The sequence below is a fragment of the Providencia sp. genome, from assembly GCF_040396775.1.
GTDB lineage: Bacteria > Pseudomonadota > Gammaproteobacteria > Enterobacterales > Enterobacteriaceae > Providencia.
Map to the genome: position 1 here is coordinate 28,898 of NZ_JBEBNT010000009.1, position 24,781 is coordinate 53,678.

The window sequence follows — 24,781 nt, forward strand, 5'->3', positions numbered from 1 at the left end:
TTTGTCGTTTCCTTTCTTCTTATGAATTAGATACGTTGTTCAATTTCAGAGTCAAAATACCTCTAAGAGATTGAGAACCTTCACTTTCTAACCCCTGTGCGTAAGCCGCTTTTGCACCAGCTTTATCGCCCTTATGGAGTAAGGCATCACCACGAACATCCTGTGCCGTCGCTTGCCATGACTTACCTTTAATGTTCGCTACAGAAGCGATTGCGGCATCAGCGTTGCCTTGTGCAAGTTGCACTCGCGCTAAACGTAGATTGATAAGGTCTTGCATGTCAACCGTTTTCGCTTTTGCTAGCGCGTTGCTTAATGCTGTTTGTGCATTTGCCAAATCACCTTTATCCACTGCGATTTGTGCGAGCTCCAGCCCCATCATGGCACTGTAAACATCATCCGTTTCAGCCGCAAATTTTTGTGCAGCAATAACACCCTGCTCTGAACCTGAGCGTAATTGGGTGTTGATGGTTTCATATTTTTGCGCACTTTCTTGTAGAACATTGACTTTATGAGACTGCCAATAGTTCCAACCGAATACCCCACCCACACCAATGACGAGACCAATGACTAATGGCGCGCCATAATTCGCGAAAAAGCGTTTAATCGCGTCAACTTGATCATTTTCGTTTGTATAGACTTCCACTTGTCTCTCCTTAACCTAACAGCTCAGTGATACGTGATGCCATTAGTTGCTGTGAAATGGTTTCTTGCGCGCCAGTACGTAAATCTTTTAGGGTAACCTGGCTATTATTAATTTCATCTTCCCCCAAGATCAGGGCAATTTTAGCGCCTTGTTTATCGGCTCTTGCTAACTGTTTCTTGAAGTTTCCGCCACCGTGGTTAGTCATTAACCGCAATGTTGGTAATTCGTCACGCACTTTTTCTGCAACCAAAAGCGCGGCTTGTTGGCTGTTATCACCAAAAGAGGCCAAATAAACATCAGCAACTGAAGTGTCAGCTGTAAACTCAGGGTTCACTTCCTGCACTAATAACACCATGCGCTCCATACCCATTGCAAAGCCAACCGCAGGCGTTCCACGACCACCCAGTTGTTCAACTAAGCCATCATAGCGACCACCAGCACACACCGTTCCTTGTGAACCTAAGGCTGTCGTTACCCACTCAAAAACAGTGCGATTATAGTAGTCAAGACCACGGACTAAACGCTGGTTAACGCGGTATTTAACCCCCGCATTATCCAATAGTTTGCACAAGCCATCAAAGTGCTCACGTGATTCGACATCTAGGTAGTCAAACAGTTCCGGCGCGTCGTTCAATAAAGTTTGAACATCTTGATTTTTAGAATCCAATACGCGTAATGGATTACTGTACATGCGGCGTTTGCAGTCTTCATCCAACTTGTCTTTGTGTTGTTCTAAGAATGCCACCAGTGCTTCGCGGTAATTGGCACGCGCCTCTAAAGAACCAATGGAGTTCAGCTCTAGGGTGACATGTTCGCTAATTCCTAACGCTTTCCACCAGCGCGCAGTCATCAGAATAACTTCAGCGTCGATATCTGGACCCGCTAAACCAAACACTTCAGCACCTAGTTGGTGGAATTGGCGGTAGCGGCCTTTTTGTGGGCGCTCATAACGGAACATAGGCCCTAAATACCATAAACGCTGTTCCTGATTGTACAGCAGGCCATGCTCAATACCCGCACGGACACAACCCGCGGTATTTTCAGGGCGTAATGTCAGACTTTCTTCGTTACGGTCGTTGAAGGTATACATTTCTTTTTCAACAACGTCCGTCACTTCACCAATCGCTCTGCGAAATAGCGGGGTCTGCTCTACAATCGGGGTACGAATCTCACTAAAACCATAACCCTGTAAAATATTTTTTAATGTTGCTTCGATTTTCTGCCATACACGTGTGTCAGCTGGCAAGTAATCATTCATGCCGCGAATGGCTTGGATATTTTTTCCCACGTTCTTTCTCTATTTTCAGAATTACATTAGTTTGATTATAAGAGCGAAATATCATCAGGTTCAATCAACAAACAGCAAATCCTGATACGAATCGAGATTTATCCGTTGATTTGCGCAGTCCTTGACCGATTTAAAACACAAACACAGATAATAATTTGAATTGTGCACTAAAAATTCAAGCTACAACAGATAACGATGCAGCTTGAAATTATATGAGCAAACCTAGTTTTTTAAATTAATCTCAATTCGGTTGCTTTCGTCCATCATGGCCGCTTTAGCGCGAATTTTCGCTTCTAACTGGTCGATAATTTTATCATTATCAAAACGTTCTTTTTGGCGCTTGCCGTCTTCATAAAAACCGCTTTTGGTTTTAGCACCCGCAACGCCTAACGTTGAGACTTCGGCTTCACCAGGGCCATTGACCACACAGCCAATAATCGAGACATCCATTGGCGTAATCAGGTCTTCTAAACGCTGCTCAAGTTCATTCACTGTGCCAATCACATCAAACTCTTGGCGTGAACAGGTTGGGCACGCAATGAAGTTAATCCCTCGAGAACGAATACGCAGTGACTTGAGGATATCAAACCCAACTTTAATTTCTTCAACAGGGTCAGCCGCTAACGAGATACGCAAGGTATCACCAATACCTTCAGACAGTAACATGCCAAGGCCGATAGCAGATTTAACGGAACCCGCACGCGCACCACCTGCTTCGGTGATCCCTAAATGCAGCGGTTGGTCGATTTTATTTGCCAACAAACGGTACGAACCGACGGCTAAAAATACGTCAGAGGCTTTAACACTGACTTTAAATTGATCAAAGTTCAATCTATCCAAAATATCCACATGGCGCATCGCCGATTCCACTAACGCCTCAGGCGTTGGCTCACGATACTTTTCTTGAATATCTTTTTCCAGAGAGCCGCCATTCACCCCTATACGAATAGGTATGCCATAATGACGTGCACAATCAACCACTTGGCGAATGCGTTCTTCACTACCAATATTGCCTGGGTTAATCCGCAAGCAATCCACACCATACTCAGCCACTTTCAACGCGATGCGATAGTCAAAGTGAATGTCTGCAACTAATGGCAAGTTAACTTGCTGTTTAATCAGTTTAAAGGCTTCCGCAGCATCCATCGTCGGAACAGAAACACGCACAATATCAGCCCCAACACGCTCGAGGGCTTTGATTTGGCGGACAGTGGCTTCGACATCAGTAGTGCGGGTGTTAGTCATCGACTGAACAGCGATAGGGGCACCGTCGCCTATTGGCACGCTACCTACATTGATACGGGTGGATTTGCGTCTTTTTATCGGTGATTCGTTATGCATTTTTCTTTAATTCTCCGAACGTCCATGTGCTCTTTGTTACCGTGGTATAGTATTAACGATTGCTTCTATGCGTTCCACTATACACAAGAAAGCAAACTATAACCTATCAAAAAAGATGTTTTCGGATATAGTTTGCTTCTTCTTTACAATTTATTTTTAAGCTTCTGGCAGTTTAAATTTCGCAGGACGTTTCGCCTTAATAAAACGGCTTAAATCAACTGGATTTCCTTGGAATTGCACAGTCACGTTAGCTGGCGCACCGATGTTCAAACGGTAAGGCGCTGTGCCATCGAGCTCCAGTTTATCGCCATTATTTTTCGCACCACTAAACAAAATTTTATTGTTCGCATCACGAACTTCTAACCAGCACTGCCCTGTAAAATTCAGGACTAAAGCACGACTACTAACTGGTGCAGGCTCTTCTGTTTGTGTATTTTGCGTTCTATCTTGTGAAACAGCTGATTGAGGTGCATTCGGTAATGGAATGGTTCTCACACTCGCTTGTTCAGAAGCGGTATTTGATACAGCGCCTTCTGGTGCCAATGTTTCTGGCGTATTTTCCAGTGTCGCTGTTCCCACTGTGATGGAAGAGTCATCAATTGGGGTCGGTAATTCAACAGGATTTGTGTTGTTATCTTGTTGAGACAAAATCAAATCACTTTGATTCGCCATCGAAACTAATTCGTCTTTTTGCGCGTTATGGTCTTGCCACCACCAAATACCCACCATAGCTATCAAGATAATCACAATTAACCACGTTAGTTTCATTAACCAACCTTCGCGTTTTTTGCGTTTCTTACCCAGCGAGTAACTTTGCATTGGCGACACTTTAGCCAGCGGAACAGCCTCTTCCACTTTCATGAATGCCTTAATGTCACTTTCTGGCACACCGACCATGCGTGCATATAAACGGATGTAGCCGCGTAAAAATGTGGGCTCAACACCAGCAGGAGCAATATCTTCTTCTATCTCTTTTACCGTACTGATTTTAAGGCATAATCGTTCCGCAACAACATCTTGCGTTAGCCCCATGCGCTCACGTGCCTGCGCCAATAATTTTCCTACAGTGACACTAGTTTGTTCGGTATTATTTTCGATAGTCATTTGCTGGCAACACTATTTCCAAGTTAAAAAAATATAAAGCAAACATTCATAAGCTTTATTCGTCAGAATTTATCATAGTTTTGAAACAACAATTAAATTTATCTTATTGCTTTAACTATTGTAGGTGAACAAAGGCGTTTTGCCTAACGTAAAAACGCCTTGAAACATTACCTAACTCACTGATTGGATAATATCTATAAATCAGACTGATTTTACTTGGATAGGTTCCCCTGCTAAGCGTTTTTTCAACGTTCGCTTGGTTCTATCGATCACATCGCCAGCTAATTGGCCGCATGCTGCGTCGATATCATCACCACGAGTCTTACGAACTATAGTCGTAAACCCGTATTCCATCAATACTTTAGAGAAACGATCGATACGACTGTTCGAACTTCGACCATATGGTGCACCTGGGAACGGGTTCCATGGGATCAAGTTAATTTTACTTGGTGTGTTTTTCAAGCATTCAGCCAATTGGTGCGCTTGTTCTACGCTGTCATTCACATGGTCAAGCATCACGTACTCAACGGTAACGCGCCCTGCATTCGCATTCGATTTTGTCAGGTAGCGATTCACACTATTGAGGAAGGTTTCGATATTGTATTTCTTATTGATTGGAACAATATCATCACGAATATCATCCGTTGGTGCATGAAGTGAAATCGCTAATGCCACATCAATCATATCACCGAGTTTATCCAACGCAGGTACAACACCTGAGGTTGAAATCGTGACACGGCGTTTTGATAGACCAAAACCGAAATCATCCAACATAATTTCCATCGCAGGCACCACATTGTTTAAATTGAGTAATGGCTCACCCATTCCCATCATAACAACGTTAGTAATTGGACGACGTCCGCTGGATTTTAGTGAACCAATAATTTTTGCGGCACGCCAAACTTGGCCGATAATTTCCGAAACACGCAGATTACGGTTGAAACCTTGTTGCGCTGTTGAACAGAACTTACACTCCAGCGCACAACCCACTTGGGATGAAACGCACAATGTTGCACGGTCAGCCTCTGGGATGTATACCGTTTCAACCAGTTGGTCGCCAACTTTGATAGCCCATTTAATGGTCCCATCCGATGAACGTTGTTCATCAGCCACTTCAGGGGCGCGGATTTCAGCCACTTCTTGCAACTTGGCACGAAGGACTTTATTGATATCCGTCATTTGCTCGAAATCATCGTAGCAGTAGTGATAAATCCATTTCATCACCTGATCGGCACGAAATGGTTTTTCGCCCATTTGCGCAAAAAATTCACGCATTTGCTTGCGATTTAAATCGAGTAAGTTAATTTTTTGATTCGTTTTTTCTGGGGTGACAGAAATAGCGGAAGATGTTGCACATTGTGCATCAGTCGTCATATCGGACATGTGTATTGCCTCGTTGTTACACTTTCGGCAGTGCTGAATTCAGCACGACGTAGATTTTGGTAGTCTTAAAAATATAAGCGCCCTGCTAATTATAGCAGGGCGTGGCATTGTACAAACTTTACAACAATAATGCTAATGCACTTTGATGTTGAGTTTATTAACGTGGGCAGATTTCGTCAGCAGTGAAGAAATACGCGATTTCACGTGCAGCTGATTCTTCAGAATCTGAACCGTGAGTTGCGTTTTCTGTGAAGCTGTCTGCGTAGTCAGCACGTAAAGTACCCGCTAATGCGTTATCTGGGTTAGTTGCGCCCATCAGGTCACGGTGACGTTGAATTGCGTTTTCGCCTTCTAACACTTGCAGCATGATTGGGCCAGAAGTCATGAATTCAACCAGACCATCAAAGAAAGGACGGCCTTTGTGTTCAGCGTAGAAGCCTTCAGCTTGTTCACGCGTTAAATGCATCATTTTAGCAGCAATGATTGAGAAACCCGCGCTTTCGAAACGGTTGTAGATAGCACCAATCACGTTTTTCTTCACAGCGTTTGGTTTGATAATAGAAAATGTACGTTGAACAGTCATAAATAACCTCTTAGCGATTTATTAGGCCTTTATTCTTTGCTCTTCCCTGTAAGTTAGGATGCAAGAACGTAAAATAGGGGCATGTTGTAGTTTTTTATATTATTTCTAATTCGGATATTAGGGTTTTTGCCTCTAAAAATCAGCGCACCTAGGAAAAAGAAAAATAAGGCGATGATTATAGGGGCTCTGATTACAATTTCCTACAGTCACAACAACATTTTGTTAAAGTTTTTATAGCAAAAAACACTATTTTTTCGGGTAAGTCACGTTTTTCCTCTGTTACTTAACTCTAAAGTTTAGCGCAGTGACTTGCCCGCTTAAATCTAAAACAGATATTTGGTAGTTGCCGCTTTTTTCGAGCGTGAGCAAAATAGAGCCATTTTGCTCAGTGGAGTTCACTTGTTCGCCATTTAAGAACCACCACTTCTGCCCTTGCCCTCCCTGCGTAACTAAGCGCAAATCCAAGCTAGTTTTCCCCGGCAAACGCTGTAAAACTTCCCCATCACGCACACCCGAAATCAATAATGGCGGCATTTCTAATTTCAATGGCGGGCAGCTTAAATCCGCTTTTGGTAGCCGGCTTTCCCGTTTTTCGCTTGATGGTAGCCAAGACTCAACTGTAATTGGCCACAGATGCACCTCTTTTTCTTGGGCATTCGGGCAATCCGCGGCGACTTGTAAACCTTGGTCATTGACCCAAATTTTTTGCCTCAACCCCAATAACGACTCTTGATCACGCGCCATTAATGTTGGTGGGATAGTGTTATCCAAAACCCAACTTAAACGCCGCTGACGGCAGTTGCTATCATTTTTCAATAATGCAGTCCCCCCCGGCCAGCAAATCACCGCTTGGCTCACACTCGCTGGTTTGTTGTCTTTTGGTAGTGTTTCGTGGGAGAGGTAAATTCGGCTTAATAACATGCCATTGACTTGGTTCATAATTGGGATTGCCGTTGCAACACCTAATTGCCCTGCGACTGGCGTGGCATCAGGCCGTCCAACCCAAACCCCAATGGTATAACGCGGATTAACACCAATCGCCCATGCATCTCTATAACCATAACTTGTACCTGTTTTCCAAGCCAAGTTCAGTTGCCCTGATAAATTGGCCTCTGGGACAGGTCGTGCCTCCCCGCCCATAATACGACGGACAATCCAAGCCGCTCCCGGTGACATTAACGCCCTATCGCGAATTTCATCCGTTGGTTTAAAACGCAGTGGCGACACATTACCTTTACGGGCAAATGCACTGTAAGCCGACACTAAATCTTCCATTCGCGTTGCTGTACCACCTAAAATCAACGATAAATTCGGCTCGCTACCTACAGGGAAGCGTAATTCCGTACCCACGTTACGCAATTGTGCGGTAAAACGCTTACTACCATACACATCTAATAGTTGCACTACGGGCAAATTTAGCGAGCGCACGAGTGCATCACTCACGCTCACAGGACCATTAAAACCGCTATCGAAGTTACCCGGTCGATAATCATTAAAGCGCCGAGGCACGTCTTGTAACAATGATTCGGCGTGGATCAACCCGTCGTCCATCGCTAACGCATATAAAAACGGTTTTAACGTCGAGCCTGGAGAACGCCATGCGCTGATCATATCCACATGGCCAAAACGGCTGTCATCTTGAAAATCAATGGAGCCGATATAAGCTTTTACCGCCATATCGGAATGATCGACCACTAAAATCCCCAAGGAAGTTTGCTTGGGAAGCTGGTTTTTCCAGTTCATCGCCATGTCTTCAAGTTGGCTTTGCAAACTGGCATCAATCGTGGTTTCAATAATCGACTCTTGAGCGTCTTTGGTAACTCGTCGAGCCAATAACGGCGCCGAGTGTGGGTTTTTACGTGGTGCGAGCCAAATTTGCTCTTGCTTGATATCCGCCACTTTTTCGTGACTCCACACTTGGTACTCTTCAAGCCTATCCAGTACTTTATCCCGCGCGGCTTGTGCGCGCTCTGGGTAACGGTCTGGCCGCAAACGACTTGGGGCTTGAGGGAGCACCGCAAATAACGCGGCCTCACTGGCAGTGAGCTTGGCAGGGGATTTATTCAAATACACCCAGCTTGCGGCTCCAATACCTTCTATCGTGCCCCCGTAAGGCGCACGGTTTAAATACATTTCGAGAATATCATCTTTCGAATAATGATATTCCAACTGCGCCGTTCGCCACAGCTGCTTTAGTTTACCACCCAATGTACGTTCATGAGGGTCGATAAGCCGCGCCACTTGCATGGAAATAGTGCTGCCACCCGATACAATGCGCCCTGAGCTCACAAACTGCCCTGCCGCACGCACTAATGAAAATGGATTCACACCGGGGTGTTGGTAAAAATGGCGGTCTTCATAGGTTAATAACGCTTCGATAAAATCCGGAGAAACCTCATCAATTTTGACGGGAAAACGCCAAATCCCGTCTTTATCCGCAAAGCGCCACAGTGGTGTACCATCAGCGGCCACAACGGTTCGTGCCATTTCTATCTGTTTGATTGGCAAAGGCCAAATTTTGTCTGCCACGAAAAATAACAACGGCAGCAAAATGACCAGAGACACGAACGTAATGCCTGTGCGACGTAACCATTTTTTCATTGATGGGGGTACCGAAAAAGAAGTAAAAAAATGCCCTTATATTACACAATGTAAGGGCTCAGATGGCCGGCAAACCTAATCGATTTTTCAGCCATCTGATAGATTTTGAAAATAAACGAGGAAAATCAATTCATTGATTTTCGACTGATAACACAAAGCGGGAAAAACTACGCTTTTACCCCGCTTTGTCAACAAGCTCAGCCCTTATGTTACTCAATATAAGGGCTTAAAGTGATAACTAGCGAACGATTTCCACTTGGCCTTCTGAGTAGCCTGTTGCACGCCAATCAGGGACATACATTGACTCAACTTGTGGGACAGGGATGCTATACACACCCGGTGTCACGGCACGCGCTAAGTAAACCAAGGTTGTTGGGCGATACTGCTGAACTTCAACGGCAGCCACAAAGCGGTCGTCACGGTATTCCATATGACGAATTTGCGATTGTTGCATGTCATCAATCAGTTCTTGTAAGTTCGGCGCAGACTCACTTAAATTCGCGCTGCTATTGGCTAAATTCTGGTTTTCCAGCTCTAAGCCCGCAGGTAGTAAATCCACCACCAGCGCATCTGGCACGCTTTGTGACGCTTGAACTTCCAGTTTCACCACCACCATTTCACCACTTCTTAATCTATCCAGTGAAATACGGTTACCTTTCATATCAAAGTAGCTGCGTTGAATTCCCAGCACATTCGACATTGGCTTCGGTGAACGTTGTGGGTAGCCCACCACATTCAAGCGTGTATACAATGTGTTTGTGCCGCTGTTTTCAATACTATAGCCGTTTTGAATTTGGCCTTTACTTAGGAACTCGCTAACCGGTTTGTCCGAAATCATTGGCGGTTCTTGACCGTTAATTAACGCTTTCCACGGTGCTTCAGACTCATTCAAGTAGAAACGACCCGCTAAGAACAATGCATTGCTTTCTTGCGTTGAGAAATAACGTTGTGAAGTCAGGTTATTTGACAGCGTTTGCAGTTTTTGGTCACGGGATTTTGGCATCAAATTGTATTCGTTTAATAGCGCAATAATCATTGCATCATCACGAATGGTTGAACCGTAATCACCGATATAGTTATAACCGGTACGCTGTTTTTTCAAGCCCTCAATAATCGCACTTTCACCGCGAGATTTATCCCCCATCAGGTTTAATGCTACCCCTAACTGAACCAGTGGTAACCCGCTGATTGCATTGTTACTTTGGCTATACAGCTGGCGCAATGCCCCTAATGGCGCTTTTTGCTGTGATGCTAACACTAAACCTGCATACGCTTGAGTCGCAAAGCGCGCTGCTGGCTGGTTGTCAGTGTATGGGTAATTGATTTGATTACCATCTTGCAAGTAACTTAATAAACGCGTGTTGGCGTTGCTCAACGCGTCTTGTGGAACGGTAAAACCACGCTGGTTCGCTTTGTTTAAGAAGTCTGCGGCATAAGCCGTTAACCAGTATTCCTCACGTCCGTTTCTATCCCATAAGGAGAAACCGCCGTCACCGCGTTGCATGCTTAACAAGTGTGGAATGCCAATTTCAATCGCTTTATGGCGATCCGCATCTGTTTGCGTTTTAATGCCTAACTTATTCAGCTCCGCTTGCGTCGAGAACAAGGATGGATACAAGCCACTGATTGTTTGCTCAAGGCAACCATACGGATACGCAAATAGCTCACGAATATAACGAGAAATATCTAACGGTGGACGGCTAGTCAACAGCACTTGCCCTTCTAGAGTTTCAGGGTTCAATGCGGCAAGTTGGTTGGCTGGCAATGACCACACTGTGCCCGGCTCAATTGCTGTTGCGAAAGCAACGGTTTCCGCAGGCTGTGCAGGACGGACACCCACTTTCCAGCTATTGCTGTAATCCTTGTTTGCTTCCCCATCAATCTTCATGCCGTTAATGGTCATCGATACTTCACCTTGACCAAAGCCATAATCAGCACTGACAGGCAAGTTGATTGTCGTGCGCTTACCTTTTGGCAGCTCTAATTCACGGCTCGTCACACCATCTAGCTTCACCATGCCTGACGCTTTGAAATTCACAGTCAGGTTTTGCGTGTTGTCAGTCATGTTCGTTAGATCGAGGGCAAAATAGGATTTGTCCCCACCCGCCATAAAACGAGGCATCGACATCTGCGTCACTAATGGCGCGGCAACAATCACTTTGCTGTCTGCGTGGCCAAAATCTTTTTCATTCCATGCCTGCGCCATCACACGTAATTCACCGTTAAAATCAGGGATCGCGAGGGAGATTTCCCCTTCCCCATTTTTATCCAGCGTGACAGGTTTGGCTTGCTCAGCGATAATTTGCACTTCAGTCAGTGGCTTCATACCACCACGTTCCAGCGCTGCATCTTCGCTATCACCACCAAAGCGCAGGTTTGCAACTTTACCTTGCCCTTCAATCAGATGGCCATAAACGTCATATTGGTCAACGCTGTAGCGCTTACGACCAAAGAACGCGTCGTATGGATCTGGCGTTTTGAAATCAGTGATATTCAGTACGCCCGTATCCACCGCAGATAACAGCACATTCACTTTTTCAGGCAGTGGCTTGCCATCTTGCGCTGTCGCTTTAATTTTCACCGTTAAGTCTTGGTTTGGACGCATTTTGCCTGGCGACGTTAATGCTAAGGCAATTTTACGGTTTTCATCTGCAATCGGCAGATGCAGCACACCTACCGCACGTTTAACGGTGGCTTCTTTCGAGTCATCACCCGGGCGAACGACAACGGCTGAGATATATAAGTCGTGACGTGCCCACTCTTTATTCACAGGCACTTCAACGTCTAAGCCTTTTTCAGGCACATCAATCTCTTCCCACCACAGCGGGCCATTGCTCGACTCAAGTAGGACGTAACCTTTACCTGCTTTTGGTGATTCAATGCGAACTTTCGCTTTTTCACCCGGCAAATAAGCAGGTTTATTCAGGCTTAACTTCACTTGGTCAGGGCGTACAGAACCGCTTCCGCCCGTGTTATCTTGCCATGAATAGCCCGCCCAGAATTGCAGGCTAGAGACTAACTGGTTTTCTGGGTTCAGCACTTCAATGCGGAACGCGCCCCAATCCACAGGGAATGAAACTTTGGCGGTACCGTCTTTGGCAATCGCGATATTTTCATTCGCCATCACTAAATCTTTTTGGTCGTAATTGGATGACCAACCACCGCTTTCAGACCAACTCCAGTAATAATCACGGCGCTCATACACTAAACGCACGGTTAAGTTGTCAGCAGCTAGTTTATTACCCGCCGCATCCGCCATGACCAATTCGAACTCCGCCAGTGAATTTTCGTCCACATTATGGCGTTTTACATAGCGGTCGGTGCGGTAATCGTAGATTTCTTTTTTCGCAAATAATGGGCGAATACCCACCAGTTTTTCCGCTGGCCAAATTGCTTGTTCCGCACGGCGCGTCACAGGACGGCCACCCGCTTCTAATAAGCTAGCTTGTAATACCGCAGAAATTGGCGAGCGAGTTGAACTCCAATTGCTATTTGGGATAGAAATAACGGTTTCGCCATTACTATCGAGAGTCAAGTCAAATTCATCCAACTTACGTGGCAAGCCTTCTTCGTTGACGGCACCAAATTCAAAGCCGGGTAATTTTGCGACCGCTTCACGGTTGGCTTTCAGGAGTATTTGCCCTTGCAGCTCATTACTTGCTGCCGGTGCGCCATACAGATAACGGCCTTGAATATCAAAATCAACGGATTGATCCGTTAAGCGAGGCACATCACTGCCAACGATTTCTAATGCCATACGCTCTGGCATAAAATCTTCAACATTGAATTTGTAGTAACGCTGAGGAGAACCGTCCCCTAAATCGAAGCGTAATGACCAGCCACCTGTTTCCGCATTTTTTGGAATTTCAAATTGGTATTGATATAACCCATTTTGGTTTTCCTCAGGTTGCCAAACAAAGCTGCGTACCACTTGCCCATCGGTTTTCAAAATATCGACTTTAACTGGCTGTGATTTAACTGGATTACCGTCACCATCACGCAGTAAACCGTTCACGAGTAATAATTCGCCCGGGCGATACAAATCACGAGGACCAAAGGTAAAGAATTGTTTTGCAAAGCCTTCTGGCCCTGAAATATCGAATTCAGACAGGTCTAACGCAGGTTGCGTTAAATCAATCATACTGGTTTGCCCATCGTGGGTTGCCAGTAATAACTTACCGCCTGCCAGTTTATCTAATTGCGCATGACCGTCACCGTCAGTGGTACCTTTGGTCACTAGTTGGCCTTTTTCATCCAAAATGCGCAGTTCAACGCCTTTAATTGCGGAACCTTTCGCTAATGATTGAGTGAAAATATCCACACGGTCTTGGTAACTGTGCAGCGATACACCAATATCACTCAATGTGAACACTGTCGCTGGGAATTGATAGCTGTATGAGCCCGCTTTTTGCATGATCGCGAGGTACACGCCATCTTGCTGAAGTTCTTTGATATCTTTTAGCGGCAACAAAACAGTTTGGCGTGTATTTTTATCCGGGTTTAAATCAAAACGCCCGGTATAAGCCAGTTCGACCTTATCGAGAAACTCTTCCGAGTACCAATATTCGTAATTACTGCGATATTGCCACTGGGCTAAAAATTGTGGCAACTGTTTTTCGTCCACACGGAAGAAATTCACATCGACTTTATCAACATTCAACGCAATAACAGGTAAGCCCTGCGCCACTTTACTTGGCAGCAAAGAACCTTTACTTGCAAAGCCGACAGTAGGGATGATTTGCGCCGTGGTGAATTTTTTATCGAACGTTTCAGAAATGGTACGCTCATTAACCGCTTTAATACCCGGGTTAATGGTGAGGTTTAATTCTTTTGACGGCGGTAAATGGCGAAAACGCAGTTCCATTTGGTTATCAGACAGTTCCCAAGCACCATCTAATTTCCCTGATTTCACATCAATCAGGTTCACAAACTGCCCAAAATCTTGGTTTGCTTGTAGTGGAACCGAGAACGTAATGACCATCGCACTTGCGCCATCAAGTTGCAGTTCAGACGCATCCAATACCGTTAAATCTTTCCCTGCGTATTTTTTAATCAGCTCTTCAGTGGAAAGTTTAGGTGCCACTTTTTTCTGCTCGGCAACCGGTGCGGTTTTGGTTTGGTTTTCTGCCGACGATGCGACATTATTTTCTTTAGTCGTTGGCTCTTTCGCCGTGTCATCACAGCCAGATAGTGCCACGACCGATGCTAATGCGATTGCAATATAACGCTTTTTCGTTTTTAGACCCGCCAATGAAGCCCAACTTGATTGTTGTTTCATTACCGCCCGCCCTTTAATTAGTTAGAAATATGCTGTTTTTTTAAGGTTCTAACAGGAGGTTAAAACCCATTATGCATTTAGAATGGCTTTAAATTATGCATAAATGAAAACGATAGATATTTGTTTCATTCATCAACATAATTTAACAGAATGTTATAAAAAGACCTATCAGACAAAACGGAAAAAACTATCAGGGGCAAAAACAGTAAATTTGCGGGATATTTTATAAATAGAAAGGGGAATATAAGTGTAATTAATTATCTATTATCCATTTATGAGTGAGAAAATACAATTCCCCCACTCAATACGGAATTTTATTAGGTATTTTTTACTGGGATGGTATCTCGTAAAAAACTGCCTAAACGGCGCTGATAAAATGGCTGAACATGTTGGGTAATAAAATGGCTAATGCCTTTTTCATGTTCATTAACCACACAAAAATCAATTGATTCATCATCATTTAAATATTCACAAGCCAATGTACCCGCTTCATGAATAATTGTGTCGATATTCTCTGCGCCTGTCGTAAATTCTAATGCAATCATTAAGATAGGGCTTTCGTCACCCTCTTCATTTTCAAGCGCTGACACCATAAAAGCCCGTCTAACGACTTTATGTTGCTTAAAGAACTCAGTCAGTGCATCAACAATCGCTTGTGGTTCTTCGTCTAATACACTTAATTTTAGAGAGAAACCTTTCGGCACTGTTAACTCTGTAAATTGGATCTCAGTTTCTTGGTTAGCATTATTGTTCGATTGCTGCGACATGCTCATCCCCTACCATGAAAAATAATCGCCTATTATACGCGTACTTTCGTTGAGGTAAAAATTGTTGAGGTAAAAAAATAGGCACGAAAAGTTTCCCCTTCGTGCCTGATATCAATAATCGCGATTTATTTTGCTTTACTGATTAACAAATTCGCCAATGTACGCACACCAATACCGGTCGCGCCTTCAGCCCATAAGCTGACTGGTGATTTACGGTACGTTGCAGAGCAGTCAATATGCACCCAATTTTGACGGTAATTTTCGACAAAGTGAGATAAAAACGCCGCTGCGGTGCTCGCACCCGCTGTGTGTGACGGTGCTGCAATGTTATTTAAATCGGCAAAACCTGATGGCAACTGTTGGCGGTGGAATTCAGCCAATGGCAAGCGCCAGAACAGTTCAAACTCCACATCGGAAGCGCTCATTAAGTCAGCAACGAGTTTATCATCAAAGCTTAATACGCTGTGGTAATCACCACCAACTGCGGTTTTGGCTGCACCTGTTAAGGTTGCAGCATCAATGATGAGTGTCGGTTTTTCTTTGCTTGCATCAATCAGGCCATCTGCGAGGACTAAACGGCCTTCTGCATCCGTATTCATGATTTCAACGGATTTACCATTACGGTAGCGAATAATATCACCTAATTTAAATGCATTACCGCTGACCATGTTGTCTGCAAGGCACAGGAACATTTTGACGCGTTTTTTCAAGCCGCGTGAAATCGCCAATGCTAATGAGCCCGCCAGTGTTGCGGCACCGCCCATATCTGCTTTCATGGAGTTCATGGAAGAAGATGGCTTGATGCTGTAACCGCCTGAATCGAATGTAATTCCTTTACCCACTAATGCCGCGAATACGGGCGCATCTGGGTTAGCACCTGGGTTATAATCGAGTGCTAAGAATACCGGTGGACGGCTAGAGCCACGCCCTACCGTATGAATACCGGTATAGCCTTGCTCTAATAAGTCGTCACCTTTTACAATGCGATAGCTAATATCTTGCGCGCCAACGGTGCAGAGTAAATCGATAGCACGTTGAGCCAATTGTTCAGGGCCAAGCTCTTCTGCTGGTGCGTTAATCACATCACGCACCCAATCAACGGTACGAATACGGTTTTCTAATTCTTTACGGTCATCTTCTGGCAATACTGGCCATTCAATGGTTCTCGCCCCTTTGGGTGCACGAAAACCTTGCCAAAATGCCCAGCTTTTTTCTAAATCCCAACCTTCGCCAGTCAATGCAACATTGCGGATGCCTTGACCATCTAATTTGCGGCCCGCACTTTGCACTGCACAGAGTTTACCGGCATGTTTCAGGTGAATTGTCATCCCTTTATCGCCAGAGCTTAACAATGCGCCTTCCCCCCAACATGGTGCGGCAGGCTCACAAGAAATCATTACTGGCATAATTTGTTTTGTCATCGTTTCTCTCACTTTGTCTATTTTTGCAGACAGCAAAAGCCCAATACTCTGTCGGCAGATGTCATTACCTTAACTGATTAATAGCGCTAGGGATATCATTATAGTGCTGATATAAAATAAAAAACCGAGCACTATTTCTAATAGCCACTCGGTTTTTAGTGTTTATTGCTAATTATTCGAACTCATCCAGCCAAACTAATAAGATTGCCTCGAGGATTTTTTCGTTCGATTTTTGCGGATCATCATCAAACTCTTCTAAATCACAAATCCACTGGTGCATGTCGGTAAAACGTACTGTTTTTGGATCAACATCTGGAAATGCATCATACAAGGCTTCACCGATTTCACGGCTATTTGACCATTTTAAGCTCATGTTCTCTCACCTATTTGATTATCAAGCTTTCATCAGCACTTCAATGCTAGAAATATGACGACCATTTCGATTTTTTTAATAATTCATGTTCTCGCTAGGCGGCAAGTGAGACTATCCCTAGGAGCATACAAAAGTATGTGACTAGGGTAGTCGAAAGTAGCCAATACTGCGACAACGCGAAATACGGCAAACCATACTATGCTCTAAATAGTTCGTGTTGTCGGTAGGCGGCGATTGAAAGTATTTCGGGGAGCATACACAAGTATGTGACCCGAGTACTTGAAAGAAGCCAACACCGCGACAACGCGAAATACGGCAAACCATACTATGCTCTAAATAGTTCGTGTTGTCGGTAGGCGGCGATTGAAAGTATTTCGGGGAGCATACACAAGTATGTGACCCGAGTACTTGAAAGAAGCCAACACCGCGACAACGAGAAATATGACGAGCATTAGTGTTCGCGGGCGTGGTTAATCGTATATTTCGGCAATTCGACGACTAGGTCTTCATCCGTCACCATTGCTTGGCAACTCAGTCGGCTCTCGGGTTCTAAGCCCCACGCTTTATCCAACATGTCGTCTTCTAATTCGCTGCTTTCTTCTAGAGAATCAAAGCCTTCGCGAACTATGCAGTGGCAGGTTGTGCAGGCACAGGATTTCTCGCATGCGTGTTCCAGTTCGATACCGCTACGCAGCGCCACGTTTAAAATCGACTCGCCCTCTTGTGCTTCAACAACAGCACCGTCTGGACATAAATCACTATGAGGTAAAAAAACTATTTTAGGCATAATTATATCTCATCCACAGAATGGCCTGACAACGCTTGGCGAATAGAGGCATCCATTCGTCGCGCTGCAAAATCCTGCGATTGCTTATCCAGTTGTTTAATGGCATTTTCAATTACGGCGGGGTCTGTGCCCTCAACCGCTTTAATTAACTCATTGACCGCATTATCAATTTCTGACTCTTCGGTTGGCGTCAGTAAATTAGCATCTTGCTCTAATGCGCTCGTTAAACTTTCAAGCACTCTTGCCGCTTCAACTTTTTGCTCCGCGAGGCGGCGCGCAGTTAAATCATCTTGCGCGTTAGTCATTGAATCTTTAATCATGTTTGAAATTTCATTGTCCGTTAAACCATAGGATGGCTTAACTTGAATTGAGGCTTCCACTCCCGTGGATTTTTCCATAGCGCTCACACTGAGCAAACCATCGGCGTCCACTTGGAATGTGACACGGATATGTGCACCACCCGCTGCCATTGCAGGGATATCACGCAGTGTAAAACGCGCTAAAGAGCGGCAGTCTGCCACCATTTCACGCTCACCTTGCACTACATGAACACTCATAGCAGTTTGGCCATCTTTAAATGTGGTAAATTCTTGTGCACGTGCAACGGGGATAGTGGTATTGCGTGGAATGACTTTTTCCACTAAGCCCCCCATGGTTTCTAAACCAAGGGAAAGCGGGATCACATCCAGCAGCAGCATATCGCTATCAGGCTTATTACCCACTAAAATATCGGATTGGATAGCCGCGCCAATGGCGACAACCTTATCAGGGTCGATGGAGGTTAATGGAGTTTTACCAAAAAACTCACCTACTTTTTGGCGCACAAGTGGCACTCGAGTCGAACCGCCGACCATCACGACATTCAGCACCTCATCCGCCTCTACCCCCGCATCTTTTAATGCACGGCGGCACGCCATTAACGTACGTTTGATATGCGTTTCAATCAGCGCTTCAAATTGTTCACGGTGAATTTCACCCTGCCAATTGGCAAGCTGAATAGTTGCGGTATCTGCATCACTCAGCGCAATTTTTACGTCAGTGGCAATATTCAATAATTGGCGATTTAAATGGTGGTCACCTTGCAGTGAAACACTGGCTTGGTCGGCAATCCACTGCGCAAGCACTTGGTCAAAATCATCACCGCCGAGCGCTGTATCACCCCCCGTGGCTAATACCTCGAACACACCGCGGCTTAAACGTAAGATTGATACATCAAATGTGCCACCACCGAGGTCATAAACTGCGATAACCCCTTCTTGGCCTGAATCTAATCCATAAGCAATTGCGGCAGCTGTCGGCTCATTGAGCAAACGCAATACATGTAAACCTGCAAGACGTGCTGCATCTTTAGTTCCTTGGCGCTGCGCATCATCAAAATAGGCTGGCACCGTGATCACCACGCCATCCATTTCACCACCAAGGGTGTTTTCAGCGCGTTGTGCCAGTGTTTTTAAGATATCTGACGACACTTGGATCGGGTCAACTTGCCCTGCCGCGGTATGGATGAACGGTAATCCGTTTTCACTAGCAGTCAGTTGATAGGGTAAATCAGGATAGCGTTTTTGAATGTCAGCCAATGAACGCCCCATCATTCTTTTTACAGAAATAATGGTATTCACGGGGTCTTGTTCAGCCAGTTGCTTTGCATCCCAACCTACACGCTTTGTGGTGGCTTGGTAATTGACAATAGACGGCAGCAAAACGCGCCCTTGGCTATCAGGTAGTGCAGCAGCTTCACCACTGCGCACCGTGGCAATCAACGAGTGCGTTGTTCCTAAGTCGATACCCGCCGCCAATTTACGTTGGTGTGGCGCAGCGGTCATACCCGGTTCACTGATTTGTAATAAGGCCATAATCGTTTTCTCTTAAAATTCGTCCAGTAACCGTTCTTCGAGCTGCTCAGCTTGTTGCTGTAACTTATCGAGAAAACGCAGTTTGCGTACAGTATCAGCAGCTTTTTCCCACTGCATCGCATCCAATTCGTTGACCATTAACAGGCTTCTATCTTGCTGCATTTTTTTGACGTTTTTCATAAACACCGCCAATAAATCAAGCGCATTGGCACTATTTTCAATATTGTCGAGCTCTTCACGCAGCTCAAGTTGCTCCATCAAAAATGCCGTATCATGCATAGTATGTTGTTCATTATTAATATCGAAACCATGCAATGAAAGCAGATATTCCGCCCGTTTTAACGGGTGACGTAAAGACTGGTAAGCCGCGTTTATCGTGGCTGCTTTTTGAAGGGCTTGCATTTTTTCCTGCTCAGAAGAAGCAGCAAAACGATCAGGGTGGTATTGACGCTGCAAATCTTGAAAGCGCTGTGTGAGTTGTTCGCTATCAATTGCGTAATTTTGGGTTAACCCAAAGAGAGTAAAATAATCCATAAGTGCTTAGTGTCTCGAACCGGTTACCAATGCAACAAACACCTTGTTTAACAGTATCAGCTACATTGGTCGAAAATCATGCGTTTATGAAGGCATTATACGTGAAAACTTTCACCGCATCCGCATTCGCTATTGACGTTAGGGTTATTGAATTTAAACCCTTCGTTTAAGCCTTCTTTGACGAAATCCAGCTCGGTACCATCCAGATAAACGATGCTTTTGCCATCAACAATGACTTTTACACCTTTATCTTCGAAAACTGTGTCTTCTTCATTGATTATATCAGCGAACTCAAGAACATATGCCATTCCTGAACAACCTGAAGTTCTTACACCTAAACGCAAACCTTCACCTTTACCGCGATTTTGCAGGAAAGATTGAATACGCAGCGCTGCACTTTCTGTAAGAGAAATAGACATTGCAAACCTCACTTTAGAAACAAACAAGGCAGATGCTACACAATTGTCGCATCCGCCTTCAAATTATTTTTATACCTTTCACCCCGTTGATAAGTAATCACTTACTTAACGATATTCAACATGTTGGATGACCGATATTTTGACCAGTTATAGGGCGATAACTTTTTGTTATTTATTAATATGGGTTGCCCTATAAACTGATTTAAACCTTATTTGCTTTGGCGTTTGCTTTTGTAATCTGCAATAGCAGCTTTAATTGCATCTTCTGCCAAAATTGAGCAGTGAATTTTCACTGGCGGCAATTCTAACTCTTCTGCAATCGCTGTATTTTTGATTGACTCCGCTTCGTCTAAGCTCTTGCCTTTCATCCACTCAGTAACCAGTGAACTTGACGCAATCGCTGAGCCGCAACCGTAAGTTTTAAAGCGTGCATCTTCAATAATGCCGTCATCGCTAACTTTGATTTGTAGCTTCATGACGTCACCACAAGCAGGTGCACCTACCATACCACTACCAACGCTTGGGTCGCTGTTGTCGAACGAACCAACGTTGCGTGGGTTTTCATAATGATCGATAACTTTTTCACTGTAAGCCATTTTTAAACTCCTGAAACCGTCTGATTAATGGTGAGACCATTCGATGCTGTTAAGATCTACGCCGTCTTTAAACATATCCCATAAAGGAGACAGCTCGCGTAAGTGGCCAATTGCGCCATGAATCATTTTGATTGCATAGTCAATTTCTTCTTCTGTCGTGAAACGACCTAAAGAGAAACGGATTGAGCTGTGTGCTAGCTCATCATTCATCCCTAAAGCGCGCAGTACATAAGAAGGTTCTAGGCTTGCAGAAGTACATGCAGAACCTGAAGATACAGCCAAATCTTTTAATGACATCATCAGTGATTCACCTTCAACATAGTTGAAGCTGACGTTCAGAATGTGCGGCGCACCGTGTTCTAAATCACCATTGAGGTAAACTTCTTCGATATCTTTAATGCCATTCCACAAACGTAAACGCAGACTGCGCAAGCGCTCAGATTCCGCCGCCATTTCTTCTTTGGCGATACGGTAAGCTTCACCCATGCCCACGATTTGATGAACAGGTAATGTGCCCGAGCGCATTCCACGCTCATGACCACCGCCGTGTTGTTGTGCTTCAAGGCGAATACGAGGTTTACGGCGAACATATAACGCGCCAATCCCCATAGGGCCATAAAGTTTGTGTGCAGAGAATGACATTAAATCCACTTTTAATGCGCTTAAGTCGATAGGTAATTTACCGACACTTTGTGTTGCATCAACATGGAAAATAATCCCTTTGCTACGGCATAATTCACCGATAGCTTCGATATCCTGAACCACACCGATTTCGTTGTTCACATGCATGATAGAAATCAGGATAGTTTCTTCGCGGATAGCGTCAATCAGGTCTTGCATCGCAATTAAGCCATTGCTTTGTGGTGACAAATAGGTCACTTCGAAGCCTTCACGCTCTAATTGGCGGCAAGTGTCTAAAACGGCTTTGTGCTCCGTTTTACACGTAATAATGTGGTTGCCTTTCTTCTTATAGAAGTTCGCTGCGCCTTTAATGGCTAAGTTATCAGACTCAGTGGCGCCTGATGTAAAGACGATTTCACGTGGGTCAGCACCCACTAATTCAGCGATTTGGTTACGTGCAATATCAACCGCTTCTTCGGCTTGCCAACCAAAACGGTGAGAACGGGACGCTGGGTTACCGAAGTTCCCATCCATCGTTAAGCATTGCATCATTTTTTCAGCTACGCGCGGGTCAACCGGTGTTGTTGCTGAATAATCAAGATAGATTGGTAATTTCATTGCTCACATACTCCAAAGGACAAGTTAACTTGCCTTTAATTTTTTAAAGATACCGATGGCGGAACTTAGCTCTTCGTCTAGGTACTCACTACTCGGTATCGACTGCAATTTTTAATATAATATTTTAAGCACGTACATTAATAATGGATTCAGGCGTAATGCCGTTTGGCATGGTTTTGCGCTGTTCATTATCTTGTCTATCAGCAACAACCATCACTTCTTGATTTTTCACAAGCTCATCAAGACTGATGCTGCTGAGGAAACTGGTGATTCTGTCACTTAAGTCACGCCATAATGCATGAGTTAAGCAGCGGTCGCCGTTTTGGCACCCTTCTTTATTACCTTGGCAACGGGTTGCATCAACAGATTCATCAACCGCAGCGATTACCTCAGCAACAAAAATTTGGTCAGCGTCTCTACCAAGCAAATAACCACCGCCCGGACCGCGGACGCTAGAAACTAGCTCGTTTTTACGTAAACGAGAGAAAAGTTGCTCAAGATAAGAGAGGGAAATTCCCTGACGTTCAGAAATATCAGCTAAAGGTACTGGACCTGACTGAGAGTGTAACGCGACATCGAGCATCGCAGTTACTGCGTAACGTCCTTTGGAAGTGAGTCTCATAACATATTACTCCGTGGTAAAATATGGCTGAATTGTGACATTCCTGAGTAATTTAGTCAACTATTTACCTGACTATTTTACTCAAGTATTATTCACTGGCTTTCACCACGGATTTCAACTCACTTTTTCGCCCATTTTTCCATCGACGTTAAAATGCCGCGCAGGATATGTAGCTCTTGCGTCTCGATGTGTGCACGGGTAAATAAACGACGTAACTTATTCATAATTAAGCCTGGATGTGCTTTTCGAATAAAGCCCGATTCGTTTAATACGCTCTCAAGGTGCACATAAAAACGTTCAACATCTTCAGAAGGTGGGTATTCTACCTCATCATCATTTGAGGTCACGGCATTTTTTTCATCCATGGCTAAATACGCCATACGGATCTCATAACTCACCAATTGTACTGCCATCGCAAGGTTCAACGAACCGTACTCTGGGTTAGTTGGAATATACAAATGATACTGGCATTTTTGCAGTTCTTCGTTGGTTAGCCCCACTCGCTCACGACCAAAAACAATTGCGACTGGCGATTCTTTTGATTGCTCGACAGATTTTACGCCACATTCACGCGGCTCAACCATTGGCCATGATAATGTCCGTGAACGTGCGCTGGTTCCAATCACCAATTTGCACCCTTCGAGGGCTTCATCTAAGGTTTTTACGATGGTCGCGTTACCAATGACATCACTCGCCCCAGCAGAGAGCGCGATTGAATGCGAATCAGGTTCGACAAGAGGATTAACAAGATACAGGTTTGAAAGCCCCATAGTTTTCATTGCACGAGCTGTGGAGCCCATATTGCCAGTGTGTGAGGTTTCAACAAGAACGATACGAATATTATCTAACATGGTTTATACGTTTAATGAAAAATTATCGGCATAGCTTAACACAAAATTGCTTATTGTGACGAACATCTATATACTTCGGCTCTCAAGTTTTTTGTTCTTTAACATTCCAGTGGAAAAAGCCCATGCATCCGATGCTTAACATCGCCATACGTGCCGCACGTAAGGCCGGTAATCACATAGCTAAAAACTATGAAATGCCTAGCAATATTAAAGTCACTCAGAAAGGGACGAACGATTTCGTCACCAACGTTGACCATGAATCTGAGCAGTTAATTATTGAAATCATCCGTAAATCTTATCCAGACCACACAATCATCACTGAAGAAAGTGGTGAATTATTAGGTAAAGATGATGATGTTCAATGGGTAATCGATCCACTGGATGGCACTACCAACTTCACAAAACGTCTCCCTCACTTCTCTGTTTCTATCGCCGTACGCGTTAAAGGCCGTACCGAAGTTGCTGTGGTTTACGATCCAATGCGTAATGAATTATTCAGCGCTGTTCGTGGACAAGGCGCGCAGTTGAACGGCTACCGTGTGCGTATCGATGAGAAACGTGACCTTGACGGTGCTATCGTTGCAACAGGCTTCCCATTCAAACAAAAACAACACGCACCTGCATTTATGAACATCATGACAGCGATGTTTGATAAATGCGCAGATTTCCGTCGCACAGGCTCTGCGGCATTAGACTTATGCTATGTGGCGGCTGGTCGCGTCGATGCTTACTTTGAAATCGGTTTAAAACCATGGGATTTCTTAGGTGGCGAACTCATCATGCGTGAAGCAGGCGGGATCATGACTGACTTTATCGGCGGCCATAACTATTTAGCTTCTGGCAATTTAGTTGCAGGTAGCCCTCGCGTCGTTCGCGATATATTGTCTGTCATGAAAGATGAATTATCTGAAGCATTAAAACGTTAATTTCTTTTTTCGTTAAAAGCCCACTTTATATGTGGGCTTTTTATACCCATTAACCTACCCTAAATAAAATTACACATTTTATTAGTATTCGTAAGCTAATAAAACATTAGTCATAACAATCTCAAACTTATAACGATTAGCTCTAATCAATATAGCTTTTCATAAAAACCTG

The 24,781-nt window shown here is 44.4% G+C and carries 20 protein-coding genes; 1 reads left to right on the forward strand and 19 read right to left on the reverse strand.

Annotation, left to right across the window (positions count from 1 at the left end; genetic code table 11):
- Positions 1-19: 19 nt before the first annotated feature.
- The 19 genes from ABWP91_RS11305 to trmJ all read right to left on the reverse strand — a co-directional run bounded on the left by ABWP91_RS11305 (position 20) and on the right by trmJ (position 23,683).
- Positions 20-643, reverse strand: a complete 624-nt coding sequence (locus ABWP91_RS11305; protein ID WP_219247035.1) for a YfgM family protein — start codon at positions 641-643, stop codon at positions 20-22.
- Positions 644-653: 10 nt separating this feature from the next.
- Entirely contained in the window at positions 654-1,931 is a 1,278-nt protein-coding gene (gene hisS, locus ABWP91_RS11310) for a histidine--tRNA ligase (RefSeq protein ID WP_353243378.1), read from the reverse strand.
- Between the two features lie 222 nt (positions 1,932-2,153).
- Positions 2,154-3,272, reverse strand: a complete 1,119-nt coding sequence (gene ispG / locus ABWP91_RS11315) for a flavodoxin-dependent (E)-4-hydroxy-3-methylbut-2-enyl-diphosphate synthase (RefSeq protein WP_219247031.1) — start codon at positions 3,270-3,272, stop codon at positions 2,154-2,156.
- Positions 3,273-3,428: 156 nt separating this feature from the next.
- Positions 3,429-4,376: a cytoskeleton protein RodZ gene (rodZ, locus tag ABWP91_RS11320; protein ID WP_353243379.1), complete on the reverse strand. Its 948-nt coding sequence runs from the start codon at positions 4,374-4,376 to the stop codon at positions 3,429-3,431.
- A 201-nt stretch (positions 4,377-4,577) separates the two neighbouring features.
- The gene (gene rlmN, locus ABWP91_RS11325) at positions 4,578-5,759 is read right to left on the reverse strand and encodes a dual-specificity RNA methyltransferase RlmN (protein WP_273838181.1); all 1,182 of its coding nucleotides are present in this window, start codon (positions 5,757-5,759) and stop codon (positions 4,578-4,580) included.
- Between the two features lie 157 nt (positions 5,760-5,916).
- Entirely contained in the window at positions 5,917-6,342 is a 426-nt protein-coding gene (gene ndk / locus ABWP91_RS11330; protein ID WP_219247027.1) for a nucleoside-diphosphate kinase, read from the reverse strand.
- 279 nt (positions 6,343-6,621) lie between these two features.
- Positions 6,622-8,943: a peptidoglycan glycosyltransferase PbpC gene (gene pbpC / locus ABWP91_RS11335; protein WP_353243380.1), complete on the reverse strand. Its 2,322-nt coding sequence runs from the start codon at positions 8,941-8,943 to the stop codon at positions 6,622-6,624.
- A 238-nt stretch (positions 8,944-9,181) separates the two neighbouring features.
- A complete protein-coding gene (locus ABWP91_RS11340; protein ID WP_353243381.1) occupies positions 9,182-14,221 on the reverse strand; it encodes an alpha-2-macroglobulin family protein in 5,040 nt (1,679 codons plus the stop codon).
- 317 nt (positions 14,222-14,538) lie between these two features.
- Positions 14,539-14,988, reverse strand: coding sequence for an enhanced serine sensitivity protein SseB C-terminal domain-containing protein (locus ABWP91_RS11345; RefSeq protein ID WP_353243382.1), 450 nt, complete (start codon positions 14,986-14,988; stop codon positions 14,539-14,541).
- Positions 14,989-15,113: 125 nt separating this feature from the next.
- A complete protein-coding gene (pepB, locus tag ABWP91_RS11350; RefSeq protein WP_353243383.1) occupies positions 15,114-16,409 on the reverse strand; it encodes an aminopeptidase PepB in 1,296 nt (431 codons plus the stop codon).
- Positions 16,410-16,581: 172 nt separating this feature from the next.
- Positions 16,582-16,782, reverse strand: a complete 201-nt coding sequence (iscX, locus tag ABWP91_RS11355; RefSeq protein ID WP_004912658.1) for a Fe-S cluster assembly protein IscX — start codon at positions 16,780-16,782, stop codon at positions 16,582-16,584.
- Between the two features lie 451 nt (positions 16,783-17,233).
- A complete protein-coding gene (fdx, locus tag ABWP91_RS11360) occupies positions 17,234-17,569 on the reverse strand; it encodes an ISC system 2Fe-2S type ferredoxin (protein WP_353243384.1) in 336 nt (111 codons plus the stop codon).
- Between the two features lie 2 nt (positions 17,570-17,571).
- Entirely contained in the window at positions 17,572-19,422 is a 1,851-nt protein-coding gene (gene hscA, locus ABWP91_RS11365) for a Fe-S protein assembly chaperone HscA (RefSeq protein ID WP_353243385.1), read from the reverse strand.
- Between the two features lie 12 nt (positions 19,423-19,434).
- Positions 19,435-19,956, reverse strand: coding sequence for a co-chaperone HscB (gene hscB / locus ABWP91_RS11370; protein ID WP_353243386.1), 522 nt, complete (start codon positions 19,954-19,956; stop codon positions 19,435-19,437).
- 95 nt (positions 19,957-20,051) lie between these two features.
- Complete coding sequence (gene iscA, locus ABWP91_RS11375) at positions 20,052-20,375, reverse strand: iron-sulfur cluster assembly protein IscA (RefSeq protein WP_047756461.1); 324 nt, start codon at positions 20,373-20,375, stop codon at positions 20,052-20,054.
- Between the two features lie 209 nt (positions 20,376-20,584).
- On the reverse strand, positions 20,585-20,971 hold the full coding sequence (gene iscU / locus ABWP91_RS11380; protein ID WP_206082463.1) for a Fe-S cluster assembly scaffold IscU: 387 nt from the start codon (positions 20,969-20,971) through the stop codon (positions 20,585-20,587).
- Between the two features lie 24 nt (positions 20,972-20,995).
- Complete coding sequence (locus ABWP91_RS11385) at positions 20,996-22,210, reverse strand: IscS subfamily cysteine desulfurase (RefSeq protein WP_353243387.1); 1,215 nt, start codon at positions 22,208-22,210, stop codon at positions 20,996-20,998.
- A 124-nt stretch (positions 22,211-22,334) separates the two neighbouring features.
- Positions 22,335-22,832 (reverse strand): Fe-S cluster assembly transcriptional regulator IscR, encoded by a 498-nt coding sequence (iscR, locus tag ABWP91_RS11390; protein ID WP_004264917.1) that lies wholly within the window; start codon positions 22,830-22,832, stop codon positions 22,335-22,337.
- 119 nt (positions 22,833-22,951) lie between these two features.
- The gene (gene trmJ / locus ABWP91_RS11395; protein WP_353243388.1) at positions 22,952-23,683 is read right to left on the reverse strand and encodes a tRNA (cytosine(32)/uridine(32)-2'-O)-methyltransferase TrmJ; all 732 of its coding nucleotides are present in this window, start codon (positions 23,681-23,683) and stop codon (positions 22,952-22,954) included.
- 122 nt (positions 23,684-23,805) lie between these two features.
- Here trmJ and suhB point away from each other — a divergent pair, with 122 nt between their 5' ends.
- Positions 23,806-24,609, forward strand: coding sequence for an inositol-1-monophosphatase (gene suhB, locus ABWP91_RS11400; RefSeq protein ID WP_353243389.1), 804 nt, complete (start codon positions 23,806-23,808; stop codon positions 24,607-24,609).
- Positions 24,610-24,781: the final 172 nt, after the last annotated feature.